21 protein-coding genes and 1 pseudogene are annotated in these 20,942 nt (G+C 69.7%); 13 read left to right on the forward strand and 9 right to left on the reverse strand.

The features are described 5' to 3' along the window. The first annotated feature begins 122 nt into the window (after positions 1-122). A pseudogene (locus AWQ68_RS39080) lies at positions 123-1,528 on the forward strand (IS1380 family transposase). A 509-nt stretch (positions 1,529-2,037) separates the two neighbouring features. Here AWQ68_RS39080 and AWQ68_RS43250 read toward each other — a convergent pair. Beyond that, positions 2,038-2,211, reverse strand: coding sequence for a hypothetical protein (locus AWQ68_RS43250; protein ID WP_157546466.1), 174 nt, complete (start codon positions 2,209-2,211; stop codon positions 2,038-2,040). A gap of 528 nt (positions 2,212-2,739) precedes the next feature. On the opposite strand from AWQ68_RS43250, the gene AWQ68_RS39085 reads away from it, so the two are divergent. From AWQ68_RS39085 to AWQ68_RS39110, 6 genes are all read left to right on the forward strand, one after another. Beyond that, a complete protein-coding gene (locus AWQ68_RS39085; RefSeq protein ID WP_066951423.1) occupies positions 2,740-3,255 on the forward strand; it encodes a methylated-DNA--[protein]-cysteine S-methyltransferase in 516 nt (171 codons plus the stop codon). A 163-nt stretch (positions 3,256-3,418) separates the two neighbouring features. Further along, the gene (locus AWQ68_RS39090) at positions 3,419-3,916 is read left to right on the forward strand and encodes an RNA polymerase sigma factor (protein ID WP_066951474.1); all 498 of its coding nucleotides are present in this window, start codon (positions 3,419-3,421) and stop codon (positions 3,914-3,916) included. Next, positions 3,913-4,551 carry a methylated-DNA--[protein]-cysteine S-methyltransferase gene (locus AWQ68_RS39095; RefSeq protein ID WP_084464902.1) on the forward strand — a complete coding sequence of 213 codons (639 nt, stop codon included), beginning with the start codon at positions 3,913-3,915 and terminating at the stop codon, positions 4,549-4,551. Before AWQ68_RS39090 ends, AWQ68_RS39095 begins: the two co-directional genes overlap by 4 nt. After that, positions 4,548-5,126 (forward strand): type 1 periplasmic-binding domain-containing protein, encoded by a 579-nt coding sequence (locus AWQ68_RS39100; protein WP_157546469.1) that lies wholly within the window; start codon positions 4,548-4,550, stop codon positions 5,124-5,126. The genes AWQ68_RS39095 and AWQ68_RS39100 overlap by 4 nt, the downstream gene beginning before the upstream one ends. Beyond that, entirely contained in the window at positions 5,123-5,794 is a 672-nt protein-coding gene (locus tag AWQ68_RS39105; protein ID WP_066951479.1) for an alpha-ketoglutarate-dependent dioxygenase AlkB family protein, read from the forward strand. The genes AWQ68_RS39100 and AWQ68_RS39105 overlap by 4 nt, the downstream gene beginning before the upstream one ends. A gap of 40 nt (positions 5,795-5,834) precedes the next feature. Continuing rightward, entirely contained in the window at positions 5,835-6,479 is a 645-nt protein-coding gene (locus AWQ68_RS39110) for a DNA-3-methyladenine glycosylase I (protein WP_066951428.1), read from the forward strand. 54 nt (positions 6,480-6,533) lie between these two features. Here AWQ68_RS39110 and AWQ68_RS39115 read toward each other — a convergent pair whose 3' ends face one another. After that, positions 6,534-6,995 carry a MarR family winged helix-turn-helix transcriptional regulator gene (locus AWQ68_RS39115; RefSeq protein WP_066951431.1) on the reverse strand — a complete coding sequence of 154 codons (462 nt, stop codon included), beginning with the start codon at positions 6,993-6,995 and terminating at the stop codon, positions 6,534-6,536. Positions 6,996-7,076: 81 nt separating this feature from the next. Between AWQ68_RS39115 and AWQ68_RS39120 the strand changes: the two genes are divergently transcribed. The 4 genes from AWQ68_RS39120 to AWQ68_RS39135 all read left to right on the forward strand — a co-directional run bounded on the left by AWQ68_RS39120 (position 7,077) and on the right by AWQ68_RS39135 (position 12,185). Continuing rightward, positions 7,077-7,445 (forward strand): VOC family protein, encoded by a 369-nt coding sequence (locus AWQ68_RS39120; protein ID WP_066951433.1) that lies wholly within the window; start codon positions 7,077-7,079, stop codon positions 7,443-7,445. Between the two features lie 2 nt (positions 7,446-7,447). Beyond that, positions 7,448-7,735, forward strand: coding sequence for a hypothetical protein (locus AWQ68_RS44550; protein WP_218007242.1), 288 nt, complete (start codon positions 7,448-7,450; stop codon positions 7,733-7,735). Positions 7,736-8,280: 545 nt separating this feature from the next. Continuing rightward, entirely contained in the window at positions 8,281-8,787 is a 507-nt protein-coding gene (locus AWQ68_RS39130) for a C40 family peptidase (protein ID WP_066951436.1), read from the forward strand. An 8-nt stretch (positions 8,788-8,795) separates the two neighbouring features. Continuing rightward, positions 8,796-12,185, forward strand: coding sequence for an ATP-binding protein (locus AWQ68_RS39135; RefSeq protein WP_066951438.1), 3,390 nt, complete (start codon positions 8,796-8,798; stop codon positions 12,183-12,185). An 85-nt stretch (positions 12,186-12,270) separates the two neighbouring features. Here AWQ68_RS39135 and AWQ68_RS39140 read toward each other — a convergent pair whose 3' ends face one another. The 4 genes from AWQ68_RS39140 to AWQ68_RS39155 all read right to left on the reverse strand — a co-directional run bounded on the left by AWQ68_RS39140 (position 12,271) and on the right by AWQ68_RS39155 (position 15,664). Further along, positions 12,271-12,897: a hemerythrin domain-containing protein gene (locus AWQ68_RS39140; protein WP_066951441.1), complete on the reverse strand. Its 627-nt coding sequence runs from the start codon at positions 12,895-12,897 to the stop codon at positions 12,271-12,273. A gap of 138 nt (positions 12,898-13,035) precedes the next feature. After that, the gene (locus tag AWQ68_RS39145) at positions 13,036-13,695 is read right to left on the reverse strand and encodes a response regulator (RefSeq protein ID WP_066951443.1); all 660 of its coding nucleotides are present in this window, start codon (positions 13,693-13,695) and stop codon (positions 13,036-13,038) included. Beyond that, complete coding sequence (locus AWQ68_RS39150; RefSeq protein WP_066951447.1) at positions 13,692-14,846, reverse strand: sensor histidine kinase; 1,155 nt, start codon at positions 14,844-14,846, stop codon at positions 13,692-13,694. The genes AWQ68_RS39145 and AWQ68_RS39150 overlap by 4 nt, the downstream gene beginning before the upstream one ends. Further along, a complete protein-coding gene (locus AWQ68_RS39155) occupies positions 14,843-15,664 on the reverse strand; it encodes a CPBP family intramembrane glutamic endopeptidase (protein ID WP_066951449.1) in 822 nt (273 codons plus the stop codon). Before AWQ68_RS39155 ends, AWQ68_RS39150 begins: the two co-directional genes overlap by 4 nt. A gap of 445 nt (positions 15,665-16,109) precedes the next feature. Between AWQ68_RS39155 and AWQ68_RS43255 the strand changes: the two genes are divergently transcribed. Continuing rightward, a complete protein-coding gene (locus AWQ68_RS43255; protein WP_157546472.1) occupies positions 16,110-16,361 on the forward strand; it encodes a hypothetical protein in 252 nt (83 codons plus the stop codon). 40 nt (positions 16,362-16,401) lie between these two features. Next, positions 16,402-16,782, forward strand: coding sequence for a hypothetical protein (locus tag AWQ68_RS39165; RefSeq protein WP_218007243.1), 381 nt, complete (start codon positions 16,402-16,404; stop codon positions 16,780-16,782). 151 nt (positions 16,783-16,933) lie between these two features. Here AWQ68_RS39165 and AWQ68_RS39170 read toward each other — a convergent pair whose 3' ends face one another. From AWQ68_RS39170 to AWQ68_RS43260, 3 genes are all read right to left on the reverse strand, one after another. After that, positions 16,934-19,303 carry a WD40/YVTN/BNR-like repeat-containing protein gene (locus tag AWQ68_RS39170; protein ID WP_066951454.1) on the reverse strand — a complete coding sequence of 790 codons (2,370 nt, stop codon included), beginning with the start codon at positions 19,301-19,303 and terminating at the stop codon, positions 16,934-16,936. 494 nt (positions 19,304-19,797) lie between these two features. Next, the gene (locus AWQ68_RS46325; RefSeq protein WP_373281576.1) at positions 19,798-20,217 is read right to left on the reverse strand and encodes a transposase; all 420 of its coding nucleotides are present in this window, start codon (positions 20,215-20,217) and stop codon (positions 19,798-19,800) included. A gap of 216 nt (positions 20,218-20,433) precedes the next feature. Continuing rightward, a complete protein-coding gene (locus AWQ68_RS43260; protein ID WP_157546475.1) occupies positions 20,434-20,922 on the reverse strand; it encodes a hypothetical protein in 489 nt (162 codons plus the stop codon). Between the last annotated feature and the right edge of the window lie 20 nt (positions 20,923-20,942).

Here is a 20,942-nt window from a genome sequence, read left to right on the forward strand (position 1 = left end):
AGCCTGGATACACCGCGCGGAATCTGACGTGATTGCCGTGAAATGAGAGGAGGTGCCCTCCGGCCTGGGATGATGGGAGTTCTTCACGCTTCCGTCAACCAAACCGAGAGGACACCTCTCACGTGCAATTGTTCCACGCTCCCGGCAAGACCCATGCGAGCTTCGATGATGAGCACCTCGTCGCCTACGCCGGGTTGGAGCCGGTGATGCGGCTGGCCGAACGCTGTGACCTGGGCGGACTCGTCGATGAGCACGTCACCATCGCCGACCGGCTCGGCGTGAACGCGGCGGCGAAAATCGGTTCGATCGTGGCCGGGATGGCCGCCGGGGCCGACTCCATCGCCGATCTGGACGCGTTACGGCACGGCGGCATGGACAAGCTGTTCGATGGCATCCGTGCCCCGTCCACGCTCGGCTCGTTCCTGCGCTGCCTGAAGTGGGGGAACGTCCGCCAGATCGAGAGGGTCTCCCGCGAGTTGCTGGCCCGGCTGGCCAAGCGCACGCCGCTGCTGCCCGGAGCCGACACGGTCGCGTTCCTGGACGTGGACTCGATGCAGAAACGGACCTACGGATACGCCAAGCAAGGCGCCGGGTTCGGCCACACCAAGATCCAGGGCAAGAGTGTGCTGGTGCGCGGGTTGAACGTGCTGGCCTCGACCTTGTCGACGCCGCTGGCCGCGCCGGTCGTCACCGGCACCCGGCTACGCGGCGGGAAAGCGAACTCAGCCCGTGGCGCGGAATCGTTCGTGGCCGAGTCGATCAGCGCTGCGCGGGCGGCGGGCGCCACCGGCATCCTCCTCGTGCGCGGAGATTCGGCGTTCTATGCGGCGGGCGTGATCGCCGCCTGCCGCCGCGCGGGCGCGCGCTTCTCCGTCACCGCGAAAATGGACCCCAAGATCAGGCAGTGATCGCCGCCATCGACGATGACGCCTGGCAGGCGATCGAGTACCCGAACGCCATCTTCGATGAGCAGGCCGGCTGCTGGGTGTCCGACGCCGAGATCGCCGAGACCCGCTACACGGCGTTCACCTCGAAGAAGGGCCGGGCGGTCACGGCACGGCTGATCGTGCGCCGGGTCAAGCGGCTCAACCCGCAGGCTGCGGGCGGCCAGGACGAGCTGTTCGGCCAATACCGGTATCACGCGGTCTTCACCGACAGCCCGTTCCACCTGGCCCAGGCCGAGGAACAGCATCGTGACCACGCGATCGTCGAGCAGGTCTTCGCCGACCTCGTCTGCGGCCCGCTCGCGCATCTTCCCTCGGGTGACTTCGCCGCGAACGCCGCGTGGCTGACCTGCGCGGCGATCACCCACAACCTGCTGCGCGCGACCGGCTGCCTGGCCGGTGGCGTCCACGCCAGGGCACGTGGTGCCACGCTCCGCCGCCGGTTGGTCGCTGTCCCCGCCCGCCTGGCCCGGCACGGACGCGGTCACGTCACCTTCCGCCTACCGCAGCATTGGCGCTGGCAGCAGGCGTGGATGAACGTCTTCGACGCCGTCCATGACCCACCGCCCGCACATGCGGTCTGACCAGCCCTGAACACTCTCGGTCACTACCGCACCACCGCGACCCCCACGGTCACCCGCGCCACCGGCGCATGAACCCCCGCCCCGAGCCTTTGGACACGTGGACAAGCTGCGATCCGCGCGCAGCGGCCCCCGCCTGCCCGGAAACAGCGCTTCACCGGCGGAAACGGCCCTCGCCGAGGAATTGGACCAGGAATCGATCACAAGAAATCACGCGGTGCATCCAGGCTGAGGGCTTGCCGGTCGTCGACGGTGAGGGACAGCATGAATTCTTCGGAACCTCCGGGAACGACGCCGACCCAGCTTCCGACCTCGGCTACCCAACGGGAACCGTCGTCGATGTTGTGATCAAGAATGTCATTTAGAACGTGTTTGAGCTACTCCGTTGGATGAGCGAGGGTGAAGCGCTGCTGGCGAGTTGCGGCGCAATGCCGTACCAGCAGTCCGTACACGGAACGGGAAGACCGCCCCACGTGGCGTGGAGCGGTCTTCCCGAGTATTTCTGGCGAGGATCAGAGGTCCTTGCACCACATCCAGCCGTAGTCTGCGATGTAGCACTGGTACCAGCCCCCATTGGGCTTCGCCGCGTGCGCCGGGCTCGACAGGACGCCGAAGGTCGTGATGGCGACGGCGGTGGTGGCGAGGACCGCTGCCGTGCGCTTGAGGGTGCTGCTGATGGACTTCACCAATGTCTCCTGTTGGTCTGTTGTCTCGGTGACAGGAATCAGTAGACCCGGTACGACTTGGCGCGCCCTTTGCAACCAATTGAAGGCGACTTGGATCATACAAATCTGCTCTCGCCGCCCGATTTCGCCGGGCACGGGCCGGCGGACCAGGCCGAGCCGGTCAGCGAGGTCTACCAGGTGATCCACCGGTTGCACAGGTCTGCCGGGATGAGCCAGGCCTTCTCGTACGGCGCGCAGAATTCGGGGGCTGTAGGGCGCCTGAAGGCGGTTGACCAGTGCGACTTGTCGTTCTCTGGAGCGCGGTTCCTCAAGGGCTGTCACGCAGTCAGGGCCGGGTTCAGTAACTGCCCTCATCACGTGCGTTTTCCGGGAGACGCTGGACGACTCCGTGTTCGTACGTGTAGATCACCGAGCTCGCGACAGTTGAATAGGCGAGCCCGCCAGTACCACCAGGCCGGTCGCCGAACTCGCGACCAGGCTCACGTTTCAGCGCCCTGTCGCGACTTCTTGGTGATGGAAGGAGCTGAGATGAGCGCACGACGGTACGCACCGGTGGTGAGCACGCTGGGCGATGTGACGTTGGTCGCCGACGGAGGCGGACTGGTGGGCTTGTATTTCCCGCACCACTGGCATCGGCCGGATGCCTCGACCTTCGGCGAACAGGTCGACGCGTCCTCGGATCCGCTCTTGGCGCAGGCCGCCCATGAGCTGGACGAGTATCTGGCTGGGCGGCGGCGCGAGTTCGCTGTACAGCTGGCCGCTCGCGGCGACGAGTTCCAGGTCCGGGTGTGGGCGCTGTTGCGGCAGATTCCTTACGGGCGGACGACGACATACGGGGCGTTGGCCGAGCAGCTCGGCGACCGGAGGCTGGCGCAGAAAGTCGGGCAGGCGGTCGGGCGGAACCCCTTGTGTGTGTTCGTGGCGTGCCACCGGGTGATCGGAGCCAATGGGGCACTGACGGGATACGCCGGTGGGCTGGAACGCAAACGGCGACTCCTGGAACTGGAGGAGCCCGAGGAGGCGCGGGCGGGGCGCCTGTTTTAGCAGGGCACGACCGATTCGGCGATCAGCAAGGAGTGGATCGTCATCGGCGCCGCGGGCGAGTGTTACGCAACCTCCTCTGCCGTCGGCGGCGCGGGACGATGAGATTGATTTGCCGCCCTGATCTCACGTTCGGCGGGGTTGGGGCGTCTACAGGGTGATGACTATGAGAGCACCGTTTGAGCAGGCCGTGGAGCGGCATGGCGCGACTGTGTTGCGGGTCTGCCATGCCGTGCTCGGCCCGGGCCCGGACGCGGATGATGCCTGGTCGGAGACGTTCCTGGCCGCGCTGCGCGCGTGGCCGGGGCTGGACGAGGATACGAACGTGCAGGCGTGGCTGGTACGGGTCGCGCACCGCAAGGCGATCGACATCACCCGAGCCCGAGCCCGGCACGCGATCCCCACCGACGAGCTGCCGGAACAGGCCTCGACCGCCGACATCCCCGACGCTGAGGCCGTGGAGCTGTGGGGAGCGGTCCGGTCGTTGCCGGAGCGGCAGCGTCTCGCGGTGGCGTACCACTACCTGGGTGGGCTGCCGCACACCGAGGTGGCGGAGCTGATCGGCGGGACCCCGGAGGCGGTGCGCCGGGCCGCCGCGGATGGGGTCAGGACACTACGGAAGAGATATCACGCGGGCGGGACACAGGAAGGAGCACCCCGATGAACATCATCATCGACGATGTCGGCTGGGACGGCGAGGCCGGGGAGCCGGACGTGACCGCCCTGCTGCCCGTGCCGGAGACGCACCTCGCGGCCCTGCACACCCGCCTCGCGCAGGCGGCGTCCGACAGCGACCTGCTGGACGTGGCCTACCGCACCGTCACCACTCCGGTCGGCGAGCTACTGCTGGCCGCGACCGAGCGCGGCCTCGTCCGGGTCGCCTACGAACGTGAGGGATTCGACCAGGTCCTGGACACACTCGCGGCGAAGATCAGCCCGCGTATCCTGGCCGCCCCGAAGCGGCTGGACACCGTCGCGCGGGAGCTGGAGGAGTACTTCGCCGGCACCCGGCGCGCCTTCGATGTGCCGCTGGACTACGCCCTCTCGGCCGGGTTCCGGCAGACGGTGCAGCACTACCTGCCCCGCATCGGCTACGGGCACACCCTGACCTACAAGCAGGTCGCCGAGCAGGTTGGCAACCCCAAGGCCGTCCGCGCGGTCGGCACGGCGTGCGCGACCAACCCGCTGCCGGTCGTCGTGCCATGCCACCGGGTGCTGCGCACCGACGGGGGGCTGGGTGGCTACATCGGCGGCCTGGACGCGAAGACCAGCCTGCTTGCCTTGGAGAAGGCGGCATGACCACGACAGCACTGATGAACACCGCGCTGGTATCGCCGCGACTTCGCGACGGCACGACCGCCGCATGGGGCCGGCACCGAGGTTCGCCCATGAGCGAGGACGAACTTGCCGGGCTCGTCCGGATGGCGCAGGCGCGACGGGCGGCGATGGTCGCCGTCGGCACCGGCCGCGACCCGGCATCCGTGGATGCCGGGCGCCGCTTCGCCGCCGCATGGAGGCAGACGGGCGGCCAGGTGGTCGCGATGGTCGACTGGCCCGAGCAGGCGGCGTCCTGGCTGCGGCAGGCGCACCGGCTCACTCGCTCGGAGCCGGACCTGTGGGTGTTCGCCGGGACCCCGGTGGGGCTCGCCCAGATGACCCGCCGCCTCGTGTGGTCGACCCCCTGGACGCCGCGTCGTACCCTCGCTGCCCGAGCCGGCATCGACCAGACGGCGCGCCTGGCCGGGCTCGGCCTTCTCGACGGCCTCGCCGGCGCCGGTGAAGACGGGACCTTTTGGGGCATCCGCGACGGCCTGGCCACCACGATCACGTGGGCGGAGGCGGCCGCGCCGCGAGGCGGACGGAGGCGCGCATGAGCACATTGTTCGGCGATGACCTTGTGGATCGCCCACGGCGGGAGCTCGCACCCGGGGCGGTGTGGGTGCCCGGCTGGCTGACGCTGGAGCAGCAGGCGTGGATCGTCGCCCGGTTCCACGAGTGGACCCGCGGTCCGGTGCCGATACGGGCGGCGACGGTCCGGGGGCACGAGATGAGCGTGAAGACGGTGTGCCTGGGCTGGCACTGGCGGCCCTACCAGTACACGCGCGAGGCCGTGGACGTGAACGGCAACCGGGTGCTCGACTTTCCCGAGTGGATGGTTCGCCTGGGCCGCAGGGCACTGGTCGAGGCGACCGGCGACCCGCACGCCGGCGACGACTACACTCCCGATACCGCCCTGGTGAACTATTACGACGACACCGCCCGCATGGGCATGCACCAGGACAAGGACGAGCGCTCGCTCGCCCCGGTGGTGTCACTGTCCATCGGCGACACCTGCACCTTCCGCTTCGGCAACACCGAGAACCGGAACAAGCCCTACGAGGACATCGCCCTGGCCTCCGGCGACCTGTTCGTCTTCGGCGGCCCTTCCCGGCTCGCCTACCACGGCATCCCAAAGGTCCACCCCGGCACCGCCGCCGACGGCTGCGGTCTGGACAGCGGGCGGATCAACATCACCATGCGCGTCACCGGCCTCGCCGACTGACGGCCCCGCATCCACTCGCGAACGAGGAACCCGCACGAGTATGACCGACGCCCTCACCGCCGAACTGTCAGCCCTGGACGCCCCGCAGCCCGACCCCGGAGTGGTGATCGGCGAGGACGGCCTGCCTCGACCCGCCTGGGCATCCGTCGACCCGCTGCTGCGCGACTACTACGACACCGAGTGGGGCATGCCCGTGCGCGATGAGCAGGGCGTGTACGAGCGGATCAGCTTGGAGGCGTTCCAGGCCGGCCTGTCGTGGGCGACGATCCTGCGCAAGCGCCCCGCGTTCCGTGCCGCGTTCGACGGCTTCGACCCCGACGTCGTCGCGGGATACGACGACTCGGACGTGGAGCGGCTGCTGGCCGATCCAGCCATCGTGCGCAACAGTGCGAAGATCCGCGCAGCGATCAGGAACGCCCAGGCCACGATCCGCCTGCGCGACAAGGGAGGCCTGGCCGAGTTCGTGTGGTCGTTCCAGCCCGATGTGACCCCCGAGCCGGTCACCTTCGATCAGATCCCCACCCGGTCGCCCGAGTCCGAGGCACTGTCCAAGGCGCTGCGCACCGAAGGCTTCGCATTCGTCGGGCCGACGACCATGTTCGCTCTCATGGAAGCCATCGGCATCATCGACACCCACCTCATCGGCTCGCACCGTCGCGGCTCCTCCGGCGTCTGGCCGAAGTGACCGCCCTTCTCGTGCTCATCGCCCGTGGGCCCTGGCTGCCTCAGCACTGGCGTATCAGCCGTCGAGGGCTTGCGCTATGCGGTCGAAGTCTTCGAGGAGGGCGGCCAGACGTTGTCCGGGGACGGCGCGGGTCATGCGGGCTTCGATGGCATAGACGGATTCCTGCGCGGCGTGGAGCAGGCGTCGGCCTTCGGCCGTGAGGTCGGCGGGGCGGGCGCGACCGGTCTCGACGGTGCCGGGACGGTCGATGAGTCCGGCATCCTCCAGGCCGCGCATGACGACGTTCATGGACTGGCGAGTGACGAAAGTGGCGCGGGCGAGGTCGGCGTTGGACATGCCGGGCCGTGCGGCAAGCACTTCGAGACACGCGTACTGCGGCACGGTCAGGCCGTGCTCCCGCAGGGCTTTGTCCATGGCGCCGCGCAGGGCGGCGTGGGCGCGTTTGAGCCGGTATCCCACGTGCTCGAGCACGTCCTCGGCCGGGTGCGGTGGCTCCACTGGCATCCTGTCCTCCATGTCAGCATTTTGACATCTATGCGGCGGCGCCTTAGCGTCAACTATGTCAAAGTCCTGACATTGATTAGAGGAGGACGCCCCATGTCCGTCAGCGTCAACGGCCCCGACTTCGTGGCCCTTCAGGTCCGTGACGTGGAGGCTGCCGGCAAGTTCTGCGAAGAGCGCCTCGGCCTCGTCCGCACCTCCGCCGGCCCGCCCGGCGCGATCGTGTTCGACACCAAACCCTGCCCGTTCGCGGTGCGCGAGCCGCTGCCCGGCACCGACCTGGACGCCGGCCGCCCCGGCCTCGGCGTCGCCCTGTGGTTCTCCACTCCCGACGCCCAGGCGCTGCACGACAAGCTCGCTGCAGGCGGCATCGAGATTCTCACCCCCATCATCGACAGCCCGTTCGGCCCGGTGTTCTCCTTCGTGGGCCCCGAGGGGTACGTCCTGACCGCTCACGGAGCCTGACCGTGTCCGCCGCCTCCTTCACCCCCAAGGGCCCGTACTCCCTGGCATCGTCCATCCGGTTCCTGGAGTGCTTCACCCCTGCCTCCTGCAGCCACGCGACCGACGGCGTGCTGCGCCTGGCCTTCCCCGCCGACGACGGCCGCGGCGTCATCGGCTGCACGGTCAGCCAGAAAGAGGCGGCGGACAGCTCGCCCGCGACCACGGCCAGGCCCTCGACATCGCCGGACAGCAACTGCACGTCTTCCCCACCCCGGAAGCGCTGCGCGGCATCGACCACATCGACGGCCTGACCAACACCATGATCGAGCGCCTCCACGCGATCGCCGACGCCGCCCTCGAAAGGACGTCTCGACGCCGCCGCACTGCGCGCCCAGCCCGCCGAGTTCGCCCTCACCGACCTCAAAGAGCTCCCCGGCATGGCCCCTTCTCCGCCGAACTCATCCTCATCCGCGGCGCCGGACACCCCGACGTCTTCCCCGCCGCCGAACCTCGGGTCCACCACGCTATGGCCGCCCAGTACCGCCTCGATGTGGCCACCCCCGCCCGCCTCACGCGGATCGCCGACGCCTGGCGGCCCTATCGCAGCTGGGTCGCGCTCCTGCTGCGCGCCCGCGCTCAAGACAAAGCAGCAGGCAACCGGAGGTGAAGCCGGACGCGCCCCACCCGCGACCGGATGCCGTGATGCACGCCGCTGGTTGTGCGCAGGAGGACAACCGGATCCACACTGCACGTGCTGGCCCGGCGTGATCTTTTCCGGCCACAGCACTGGCTGAATATCGCGATCTGTCATGAAGAAGTGGTGCGGCAAAGCGGGACGAAAGCTATTGTCGCGTTCATGCGTTGGGGGCGCCTCCTTGTCGGCATGGCCGTACTCGCCCTGGCCTCGGGGTCGGTCCAGCGCGAGGACGAGCTCGTCAGGGTCGTCGGCTACGCCTACACGTTCCAGGGCATCCCGTACTCCTGGGGCGGCGGGCACGCCGCGCGGCCGGGCCCCTCGCGTGGGACCTGCCGCGGCTACACGGGCTCCGTGCGGCCCTGCCCGGCTCTGTGGACCCGGGGCCTGGACTGCTCCGGGTTCACCCGCTGGATGTACCGGCTCGGCTTCGGCGAGGACGTCCTGGGAAACGGCACCACCGACGACCACATCCGCAGGCTCCGCAAGGTGTCGGTGGCGCAGCCGGGAGACCTGGTGTTCTATGGCACCGGCAGGAAGACTCACCACGTCGGCGTCTACGTCGGCGGCGGCAAGATGATCAACGCGTTCGCCACGGGCACGAAGACGCGGATCGACGACGTCAGCGCGGTGCGGGACCTCCTCGGTTACTACCACTACCCGGCATGAGGGACGTCATGGTGAGGTTGCGGGTTCTCGGGCAGTGCCGTGCCGAGGTGGCGGGCCGCCCCGTCGACCTCGGCGCGTCGCTCCAGCGTGCCGTCATAACGAGGCTCGCCTGCGCCCAGGGGCATGTCGTCTCCACCGACCGGTTCATCGACGACCTCTGGCAGGAGCAGGCGCCGCCCCGGGCCCTGGCCGCGCTGCAGGTCTACATCTCCAACCTGCGGCGCGTCCTCGAACCCGGCCGGCCTCCCCGGAGCTCCACCCGGAGTCCTGACCGCGTGATCGTCAGCGCTCCGCCCGGGTACCGGCTGAACCTGGAGGCCGACGCCGTGGACGCGTGGCGGTTCCCCCGGCTGGTCGACGCCGCGGTCGCCGCGTTCAACGCGGGACGGCCCACCGAGGCCATGGAGACGCTCGACGAGGCACTCAGGCTGTGGACCGGTCCGGCCTACGCCGAGTTCGCCGACGAGGGGTGGGCGGCCCCCGAGGTGTCCCGGCTCGACGAGATCCGCACCGTCGCCGTCGACTACCGCGCCGAGGCGGCGCTCGCTCTCGGCCGCCACGCCGAGATCGTGCCGGAGCTCGAACGTCACGTTCACACTCATCCGTTCCGCGAGAACGGCGTACGCCTGCTCGCCCTCGCCCTCTACCGGGCGGGACGCCAGGGGGAGGCGCTGGCCGTGATCAGCCGGACGCGGCACGGCCTGGCCGAGGAACTGGGCGTGGACCTTGGGCCCCACCTGCGCGACCTGGAGGCGGACATCCTCGCCCAGGCCGACTCCCTCCGCCTGGCCCCGGCCCGGATCCCGTCGGTCGCGTCCGCCGCTCCTGCGGCTTCGGCGGATCCGGCCGCTTCTGTCGCGACCGCCGCCGGTTCCGCACCGGCTCCCGGCCCGGCCCGGTTCCCTCCCGCGCCCGCCGCCGACCCCGCGCCCATGATCGGCCGTACGGCGGAGCTCGCCCGCCTGGTCGCCGCCGCCTCCCAGGCGCGGCACGGGCTCCGGGTGGCCTGGCTGGGCGGCGACGCGGGCTCGGGCAAGAGCACACTGGCCGACGCGCTGGTGGGCAGGTTCGTGGCCGACGGCTGGCGCGCCGCGGTGGGCCGGTGCCCGGAGACCGTCGGCGGCGTGCCGCCCGCGTGGGCCTGGAGCGAGGTCCTGGGTCATCTCTCCATCGCCTTCCCGCCCGCTCCGGAGGCCGTCGTACGGCTCGCGCCCCTCCTGGAGCCCGACACCGACCAAACCGTCGGCCAGTTCTGGCTGGCCCAGGCGGCGGGGGAGTATCTGGAGAGCGTGCCCGGCCCCCTGCTGATCGTGATCGAGGACGTCCACCGCGCCGACGAGGAGACCCTCCAACTGCTCCGGCACCTGGCGGTACGCCTGGCCCGGACGCCCGTCCTCGTGCTGCTGACCCACCGGCCTGCGGAGGCCGCCGCCGACCTGCTGACCACCCGGGCGGCCCTCGCCGTCCAGGCCGCCGAGAACGTGACGCTGGACGGCCTGACCGAGCAGGACGTGGCCCTGCTGCTACGGGAACGGTCCGGCCTGGAGGTCGACCCGGCCACGGCCCGCACCGTCACCGAGCGGACCGGTGGCAACCCGTTGTTCGTGACCGAGATCGCGCGGCTGCTCGCCGTCGACGGGCCGGCCGCCGTTCACGCGTTGCCGCCCGGCGTTCGCGACCTGATCCGCAGGCGGGTGGCCCGGCTGCCCGCGACGGCCCAGGTGACGTTGCGCAACGCCGCCGTCCTCGGCCGGGACGCCGACGCCGACGTGCTGATCGCCATGTCCGGCGCCGACGAGGAGACCGTGCTCGACGGCCTGGAGGCAGGCGTGCTCTCCGGGCTGCTGACAGAGCCGCTGCCGGGTCACGTCCGCTTCGCCCACGCACTGGTACGCGAGACGTTGTACGAGGACATCCCCCGGCTTCGCCGTACCCGCCTGCACGGGAGGTCGCTTGCGGCGCTGGAGCGGCTCAGGCCGGGAGACGTGGGGGCGCTCGGGCACCATGCCCTGGCCGCGGCGACCACCGCCACCGCGCTCAGGGCCACGGAGTACGCCGCGCGGGCGGCGGACCAGGCGTCCGGTCTCTACGCGCACAAGGAGGCGGCCGCGCTGCTCCAGGGCGCGCTCGACGCGCTCGATCTCGCCGCAGGCCCCGATCTGGAAACCCGGGTCGATCTGCTGTGCCGCCTGGTCTCCGCGAAGGCCCACGCGGGGGACGTCGTGTCCGCCCTCGCGGCGCAGGCGACGGCGCTCTCACTCGCCCGCCGGACCACCGACCCGGTGCTCATCGCCCGTGCGGCCGCCGCGTTCGACGCGCCGGTCATCTGGACGATCCAGCTGGACCGGCAGCCCGATCAGGACGTCGTACGGGCGGCGCATGAGGCGATGCCCGAGGAGCCGGGGGAGGCGCGCTGCCGCGTCCTGGTGGCGCTGGCCCACCAGCTCGAAGGGAACGACCCCGAGCTTCTCGAGACGGTGAGCGCCGAAGCGCTGCGGATCGCCCGTGACCTGGACGATCCGCGGCTGCTCTGCATGGCGCTCAACGCCCGATACTGGGCCTGCGTCGAGCCGGGACGGCGCGACGAACTGGAGCGGCTCGGCCAGGACCTGCTGGAGGCGTCGGCGTCCGGTGGCCTGCTCGGCTACCAGACGCTCGGCCACTTCGCCCTGTGCATGGTGGCGCTCGGCCGCAACGACTGGGCCGGGGCCCGGGGCCACGCCGACCGGGCGGTCGAGCTCTCCACGAGTGGCCAGCTCGGTCTCGCCCTCGGCATCCTCGCCGTCCTCGACGCCCTCCACTTCCTGCTCAGGGGAGACTTCGAACGGGCCGAGGCCGCCTACACCTCGGTGGCCGAGCGGATGGCCCAGGTGGGCGCCATCAACGCGGCTTCGTTCGGCGCGCTGGGCAGGTTGACGGTTCGCGTGTGCTCCGGGCGCGGCCACGACTCGCTGGCCGAGATAGCCGCGTTGCGGGAGCGCGTCCCTGAACAGGTGGACGAGCAGTACACCTACGCGCTGATCGCCGCGGGCCGCATCGAGGAAGCCAGGGAGGTGTGGCCGGCCGGGCGAGCACCACGGCGGGACTACTACTGGCTGTTCATGATGGCGATACGGGCGGCCAACGCGATCGCCCTCGGGGCCCGTGAAGTGGCCGACGAGTGCTACCGGCTGCTCCTGCCATCCCGCGAAGAGCTGGCCGGGCTGCACAGCGGCTCGATCACGCTGTGGCCGGTCGCCCAGACGCTGGGGGAACTCGCGGAGTTCCTCGACGACCCGGAGGCCGCCGAAGGGCACTATGCCGTCGCCGCCGAGGTGGCGGAGCGGGTCTGCTCCCCTCACTGGCGGGAGCGTGCCCTGCTCGCGCTGGCGTCCGTAACCGGCCGAGCCGCCCGCTGAGCCGCGTATCCAGCCGTTGTGGACCTCGTTTCCCGTACGCACGGGGTGACCGGATCGGGGAGCGTCGTGAAGCCGGACGACGGGGTCAGGCGGCGCCGAAGATCAGCCGCTGGCGTCGCCGGTGGCCGCCGCGCATCAGCGCGAGCAGCACCACGAGCACCGGTCCCGCGAGCTTGCGCAGCTCCGCCATCTCCGACGGCAGGGCGTACTGCTCGATCCGGGGCAGTTCGAAGGAGACCTTGCCGCCCTTCCTGGCCACTTCCTCCACCGCGTTCCAGTCCGCGGCGGAGACGTGCCGCTCGATGATGGGGAAGATCACGCGCTCCTCCTCCTCGATGTGCTCGTCGAGCAGGTCGGCCAGCCGGGCCAGGGGCTTGGCCGCCTGGGCCGGGTCGGCCATCGCCGCGCGGATCTCGTCCAGGAGGGGGTCCAGCTCGGAGTGGTCGTCGCTCAGGTCGGTGAGATCCACCTCCGGGCCCGCGGACCGTACGAGCAGGGGCCAGAGCACCTCGTCCTCGACGCTGTGATGGTGGTGAATGCCGGCGCAGAGCTGGACGGTGAAGTCACGGATCGCCGCGGCGCGGCGCGCGTCGCAGGACTGCCGCCCCGCGGCGATCTCCTGAGTCACCTCGGCGAGGCGGCGCGCGTCGCCGCGCATGGCCCGGTGGGTGATGCGGAAGCCCAGCACGTTCGGGACATTCGGGGAAGTCATCGGATTCTCCTTGGTCGGTTCCCTGACCAAAGCGTGTGCCGGGCCCCTTGGTGTTCTTTAGGGCTGCTCTTAAGCGGAGACCCGGTCCCCGGCCTCATACGGCAGGCGCGCCGTGCGGGGGTGCCGGTTCGGTGGGTCTCAGGTCACCAGGCCTCTGCGGTAGGCGTAGACCACCGCCTGCACGCGGTCACGCAGGTCGAGCTTGGTGAGGATGCGTGACACGTACGTCTTGACGGTCTCCTGGCTGATCACCAACGTCGCGGCGATCTCGCTGTTGGACAGGCCGTCGGCGATGAGGCGCAGTACCTCAAGTTCGCGCGGGGTCAGCGCGACGTCGTGCGGGGTTCCCTCGGCGGGGCGGATGCGCGCCGCGTACCGGCCGACGAGCTGACGGGTCACCTCCGGCGCCAGCAGCGCGGCGCCCGCCGCGACGGTGCGGATGCCGTGCAGGAGCTGCGCCGGTGGGGCGTCCTTGAGCAGGAAGCCGCTCGCCCCCGCGCGCAGCGCCTCGTACACGTACTCGTCCAGGTTGAACGTCGTCACCACGAGCACCTTGACGGGGTCCGCTACCCCGGTGCCGGCCAGCAGGCGGGTCGCCTCGATGCCGTCGAGCACCGGCATCCGCACGTCCATCACGACGATGTCGGGACTCAGCCGGCGGGCGAGGTCGACCGCGGCGCGCCCGTCGCCGCACTCGCCCACCACCTCCAGGTCGGGCTGCGCATCGATGATCGTCGCGAACCCGGTGCGGATCAGCGCCTGGTCGTCGCAGACCAGGACCCGGACCGGTGCGGTCACGACGGGCTTCCCGCGGGGATGCGGGCCCGTACGACGAAGCCGCCACCCGCCTGCCGGTCCGCGCTGAACTCGCCGCCCAAGGCGTCCACCCGCTCGCGGAGCCCGGCCAGGCCCCGCCCGCTCCCGCCGGGAGAGCCGACCCGCGAGCCGGAACCGCTGGTGCTCACCGCCACGCTGATCTCCTTCTCGCCGTAGCGCACCCGGACCACGGTCGGGCTTCCGTGGGCGTATTTGAGGGCGTTCGTCAAGGCCTCCTGGACGACCCTATAGGTCACGAACTCGGCGCTGCCCGCCGATTCCGCCGGACTGCCCTCCTCGCTGAACTCCACCGGCTGCCCGGCCTGGCGGGTCTGCTCCACGAGGGTGCGGAGCTCGCCGGCGGAGGGCATGCCGACGTCGGTGTCGTGATCGGCTTTGAGCAGGTCGAGCATGTGCCGCAGGTCGGTGATGGCCCGCCGGCCGGTGTCGGTGACGGCGCTCAGCGTCGCGTCGAGGCGGTCGGGGGCGGCGGTCAGGTAGCGTGCGGCCTCGGCCTGCACGACCATCGCCGTCACGTGGTGCGTCACGACGTCGTGGAGCTCGCGGGCGAGCCGGGTGCGTTCGGCGGCGCGGGTGGCCTCGGCGACGTGGCGGCGGCGTTCCGCCTCGGCGGCGCGGGTGGAGCGCAGCCAGGCCCCGATGCCCCACGCGAGGGCCAGGACCAGGTAGAACACCACGTAACCTTCCACCCTCTCGGTCGCGCCGAGCCGGCCGAGCGCGAGCGCCAGCGGCACGTACGCCACGGAGAGGAGGACCACGGTGACGCGCCGGTGGCGCTCCAGATGGGCGCCTGCGCTGATGAGCGCGATGGGCATCGCGTTGCTCGCGAACACGTGGTAGGCGCGGAACTGGTCGAGGACGAAGCCGAGCGACACCAGAGCCAGAGACACGGCCGGCCACCGCCGGCGCACGGCGAGCGGAAGGCACTCCAGGGCGATCACCACGAACGCCGGCGCGTCGAAGGGACGGGCCGGCATGTCGCCGACCTGCGTCCCCTTGCCGTGGAGGGCCGGCAGGAGCGATGCGACGGCCAGCAGCAGCCCGAACGGCAAATCCCGGACCACGACGTCGCACCGCCGCCACAGGTCCGTGACCCGCCGTAGATCGATCATTGGGCGAGGGTAGCGGTCGTGCCGCGCCGGAGCGGGACCACGTTGCCGCGCCTGCGGGCCAGCCACATGAACACGACCGTCAGCAGCAGGCCGAACACCACCGCGTACGGGCTCGCCTCCGGCCCGAACTCGCCGCCCGTGAGCAGGGCGGGGCCCGACGTCACCCCGTGCAGCAGCCCCTGCGTCGCGCCGTTGCCCGAGACCTCGGTGCCGAAGATGCCGGCCGCCGCGAAGTTCCAGCCGAAGTGCACGCCGATCGGCACCCACAGGGTGCGGGTGGCGGCGTAGGCGGCGGCGAGCATGCCGCCCGCCTCGATCGCGATGGCGATCGCGCCCCACAGATCGGCGTGCGGGTTGAACAGGTGCGACAGGCCGAACAACAGGCCGGTCAGCGCCAGCGCCATCCACGTCCCCGTGCGTTCTTCGACGATCCTGAACAAGATGCCGCGAAAGAGCAGCTCCTCCGTCACCGCGGCGGCGGCCATGAAGCCGAGCTGCCCGACCGCGCCCGTCAGCGAGCCCCAGCCGTCGATCCGGTAGCCGCCCACGAGAGCGATGTTCACGATGACGGCCGCGAACAGCGCGACACCGATCATCGCCCCCCGTGCGATGGCGCGGGCGGCGCCTTGCGCCGCCACCTCCACCGGTGCGCGGTGCTCGGACCACCGCACCACCCGGGCGTACACGAACACCGCGAGCACGGCCGTCGCGACGCCGAGGAGCAAGGTGAGGAGCGCGTTCCCCTGCACCGCGCCCACGATCGTGCCGCCGACGAAGGCGACCACCGCGACAGGCACGAGCTGTTTCAACAACCGCATGACGACTCCCTTACGTGGGGGACTCCGCGACAGTGCGCCGCAGCTACGCCGAGAAACGCTAGGGAGTCGGCGGTCTGGAATCGTCCCCGTGCGGTGGACACTTGCAGGTAGCTCGCACGGGGGACAGGCGCACATGTGTTTCGTCCTACGACGCCGCTGCGTTCGACGTCGCCATGGATCGCGTACATCTCCGGCGGCGTCCGCACCGCACGACAGAGCGCGGCGATCCCGCCCCTCTCCGACAGGCCACACTTGTCTCCCGCACGAGCTACCGGCGAATGTCCACCGTGTGGTGACGATCCCGGACCGCCCGATCGGTAGCGTTACGACGCAGCCACGGCGCCCCTGGTCGGCGGACACGGGCCGCTGCTCGGTGGCGGCCTGGCCGGAGGACGCCTGGGCGCCTCGGGGAAGCGACTTGCCGGACCGGCGCCGCAGGATGCGCATGACCACGGCGGCCAGCATGATGGCGAGAGCGGCGCCGACGATGACGAGGGCGATGCCGGTGTACCCGGTGGCGCGGACCGTCACGTGGACCGGCTTTCCGTACGGCCGGCCGTCCGCGGTGAGGAGTTGCACGGCGATCGTGCTGTCCCCACCGTTGCCGTGCACGGTCACCGGGACGTTCACCAGTTGGCTGCGGTTGTCGAGGATGATGACGAGCTGGGCGGCGATGTCGCGCAGGCTCATGTCCTGACTGCGCAGGTGGAGGGCCGCCGCACTTCACTGCCGCGCGAGTGTCCGCCGACCTGCTGCATCAGCACCGCGGTGAGGAACGGTGCCGGGCCGAGTTGCGCGCGCGAAACCTCGCGATATTCCGGGGCGAGAACCCGGAGAAGCTCGTCATCACCGACGGCAAGGTCCCTTCCGCCGGGAACATCCCGGTGGAGGTGATCCAGCACGGGAAGCAGTACCTCGCGGCCGTCCCCGAGTACGGGCCGCGCCTGGAGCAGGCGTGGGCCGCGGGCCAGCGCAAGTGGCTCGCGCTGTCCAGCGGCAGCAAGCTGAGCACGGCCACGAAAAGCGGCCACTACATCTACGTCGACCAGCCCGATGTCGCCGTCCAGGCAATCGAACGCGTCACCGCGCAGGCCGCACGTCAAGCGCATGGTGAGTAACCGGCCCGACCAGGTCCAGGATCAGTGGCTTTCTCGGCCGGGCCGCGGGCGGCCCCGGGCGACGCAAACGCAGGGAGGACGGGCCCTTGTGGGTCCGCCCTCCCTGATCGTCCGGGCGCAGTTCGCTACTGCAGTTCGCTACTGCAGTTCGCTACTTCTGTGGAAGCGGGATCTGCCAGACGCTGCGTCCGAACGTCGCCGCATAGAGCGTCTTGCCGTCACCGGTGATCTTGATGTCGAGCACCGGCGTGTTGGGCAGGCCGTTGCCGAACCGCTTCCAGTTCTTCTTGCCGTTCTTGTTGTAGAAGACGCCGAAGTCGGTCGCCGCGTAGAGCTGGTCGTTCGGCTGGTCGTAGGCGAGCATCTCGATGGGCGCGTTCGGCAGGTTTCCGCTGATGTTCTGCCAGCCGTTTCCGCCGTCGGTCGTCTCCCAGATGTTCGCCGCGTAGTCGCCCTCGCGGTAGCCCGAGTAGGCCACGAACACATGGTCGGCGTTGGCCGGGTCGACCACGATCGAGTTCACCCACCGGACGGGCAGACCCTTGCCGGTGAACTCGGTCCAGTTGGCACCGAGGTCGGTCGTCTTCCAGAGCCGGCCGGTGTCGGTGCCAACGTAGATCGTGTTGCCGTTGGTCTTGGCCACACCGATCGCGGTGATCGCGGAGTACAGGCCCCCGTACGATCCCTTGTCGTCCTGCTCATCCGGAACCGGTCCCGTGAGGAAGTCCCCGGGCGGGCTGATCTGGGTGAAGGTCGTGCCCCGGTCAGTCGAACGCTCGAGGATGTTGCCACCGAAGTACAGAATCGACGGGTCGTTCGGGTCGAGGACGATCGGGGCGTCGGTCGTGATGCGCGAGGAGGCCCGCTTTCCGAACCGGATGGTGCGGGAAGCGCCGTTCGCGTCTTCGTGCCGGGAGCACACTCCGACCTGGGAGCACTCGTAGTAGATGTTGTGGTCGCTCGGGTCGATCAGGACGTAGTGGCCGTCACCGCCGCCATAGGAGTTCCACTGCGTCAAGTCCGAAGGCCCGGCGGTGTTGGTCCAGGTGCGGTTGCTGCCGTTGTCCTGCAGGCCGGTCGCGAGCCGGTTCGGGTCGTCCTTGGCCACCGCGAGGTGGTAGGACTGGTTCCACGGCTCGTACGTCGCGTGGATCCAGGAGCGGGTCGCGCCGTTGGCGTCAGAGCGGTAGACACCGCCGTCGTTCCCCAGGTAGACCCGGTCCGGGACGTTGGGGTCCCACTGAATCGCGTGCTGGTCGGCGTGCGGGCCGCTGGAGGCAGCCCACGTCGCGCCGCCGTCCTTGGACTCGCGCAGGTTGACGTCGGCATTGAACACGTGGTTCTTGTCCTTCGGGTCGACCCACAGGCGCCCGAACCACCACTCGAAGCCGCTGTTGCCACCTGCACGACCGCTCGGCACGAACGTGTCGCCGCCGTCGTCCGAGACATAGAAGCCCTTGTCGGCACCCATCGTCGTCCCGGAAATCACGTAGATCCGGTTCGGGTCGCTCGGCGCGAGCGCGACTCCGATGCGGCCGAGGCCCGGGTCGCTCTGGAGGCCGGTGCCCGTGGAGTCAGCGACATGCCTGCCGGTCACGTTCTCCAGCCGCTTCCACGTGTCCCCACCGTCGTCGGACCGGTACAGACCGGAGCCGACACCGCCGTAGAGTCGGCGGCCGCTGTTGCGCTGGTGGTCCCACAGCGACGCGAAGATCCGCTTGGGGTTCGTCGGGTCGATCGCCAGGTCCACGCCGCCGGTGGTGTTGTTCGGCGTCGGCAGGACGAGCCTCCAGTCCTTGCCGCCGTTCGTCAGCCGGTAGATGCCGCGCTCACTCGCCGACCCGGAAAGGTTCCCCGCAGCCGCGACGAAGATATTCTTCGGGTTTGTGGGGTCGATGACGATCTTGCCGATCGCCCCGCTATCGGTGAGGCCCCACTGTTGCCAGTGCTTGCCGCCGTCGGTCGACTTGTAGACACCGTCACCGAAGTAGGTCAGGCCACCGCCGGACGGGTTCGCCTCGCCGGTCCCGGCCCACAACGTGCCGTCGGAGCCCATCGCCAGCGCGCCTATCGTCTGCGTGTACTCGCTCGGCCAGGCCGGCTCGAAAGTGTTGCCGGCATCCGTGCTCTTCCAGATACCGCCGCCCGATGCCGCGATGTACAACGTGTCGGGGTGGGTGGGGTCCACAACCAGGTCAGTGACACGGCCTCCGATATTGGCGGGTCCGACGAGTTCCCAGGTGCCGTCGCCCGGCTTGAGCGTCTTGGCCTGCTGGACCGCTTGCTTGATTTGCGCCGTCGTCACCTCCTGCCCGGAGGTGAACTTCTGCGTGAGGTAATCCGCCGGTTCGGCGGGGCCACCGTCCTCCTCCTCGCCGGGCAACTGCAGAGAGGGGCTCAGCTGGCCTGCCGAGGTGCGGGTTGCCTGGTCCGAGGACGCGGGCCCCTGGAAGGTAAAGGCCGATACGGCGAGTGCGAGCACCCCCACCGTACCGATCAGCGGCAGCGTAGGCCGCCTCATTCGGACATCTCGTCTCTTGATCACTCCGCCTCCTAGTCACCCGTCCACGGGTAAACAGTTAGCGCCTAAAGGTAAAAAGGGGCGGCAAATATAGTCAATCCGACATTTGTCGAAGTGAGACGGTCGATCAGACCCCCGCCGGCTACCTCCCGATCACGCTGCGAGGCGTAGATCGAGGCAGGTCAGGTGAGTGGTCCGGGTACGCGCGAAAGGTGTGTCGGTCCGCGAGGCGTCGATCCGCAGGAGGGTGATCGCTGCGGCGGCCTTCAACACAAAGGCACGGTCACATCACCGCGAAGTGGACGCATCTGCCGGCTGATGGTGTAGTCCCACTCGCCGTGGAAGTCGTGGTGGCCCAGCGGCAGTGCTTCGGCTGCCGGGTCAAACGCCTCTGGCGCTCGCCCAAATGCGGCAGCGACGCATCGAACTTGCCGCCCGCACCTGCTCGTCGATCTCCGCGATCAGGACCATCGCAGAAGTGTCTCCACCGATGGTTATACGTATGGATCAACTTTCGACAGGTGTAGGACGGCGTTCAGCTTGAGCACGTAGATGTAGCGAACGCGGCGGATGCCGGTGACCGCTACCGCCTGGCTGATCGTTCCTTCCTTCCCAGATCGGGCCGCGTAGCGGGCATTCCATTTTTGGATGCTCTGCGTGGCGCGGCCCAGTTTGAGGGCCCCGTGCCGGGGACGCGGCCTGATCGAGAGTTGCCGGCCACGGCCGTCCGAGTGAGTGCAGACGTCTCGGACCGGGAACGGCCGGAAGGCCTCGGCGGGGAACCGGACCACGATCGCCTCGACACCAGCGCTGCCGGCACGGAATCCAGGACGCGCTGGTCTGGCCTTGCGGGCAGGTGGCCTGCTGGTTCTCCCAGTCGATGCGGAATGCGGCCGATCGTCGCCCTCGCCCACGCGGGCCCGCGGGGAGTGATCGGCCGTCGGCGGCGGAGACCAGGGTGAGCCCCCACTGGCGGGCCGGGGGCGCAGGTATCGGTGAGATGCACCTTGTACCCGGCCCAGGCGGTATCCCGCTTGACGCTGTGCCGGGCGTCGATGTCGTACGGAGGGATGATCTTCAGGTAGCTCGGCGGGAGGGCTGACTCCTCCCGCCGGCTGCGGTTTGTTCCCTTACGAGATGTTGTACTTGATCCGTACCTTCCCTTCGCACAGCTGGATCACCTGGATGGCGACGTCGTGAGGTCCGGACAGGTGTGCTTCGGCTTCCGAACCTTCTTCCTGGTCCTTGCGCTCGATCGTGTATCCGGCCTTGGCGAGGACGTCGGCTGCCTCGTCACGGACAGCGTCGAGCTTTGTGGGATCCGCGTCCTTCCAGAGGAAGAACAGCTGGGTCTTGCCGAAGGGCCCCTTGGCCAGGTAGATCTGGCCGCCAGGCAACATCGGCACGTCCGCGGGCGGCTTCAAGTCGGGAGTGGCATTCAGGTCGCCGGCTTGTGCGCAGGCGATGCCGTTGCCCGCTGCCGCAGGGCTCGCCGCCTCCGGAGTCGTGCTCGCGGAGCTGTTCGAATCTGCGTTATTCGAATTTCCCCCGCAGCCGGCAAGAGACGCCACAGCGGCCACAGTGACGCTCGCCATGGCGAGCAGTCGCTTGATGGTCATGAAATGGACTCCCAGAAACG

This window comes from Microtetraspora fusca, from assembly GCF_001570365.1.
Lineage (GTDB): Bacteria > Actinomycetota > Actinomycetes > Streptosporangiales > Streptosporangiaceae > Microtetraspora > Microtetraspora fusca.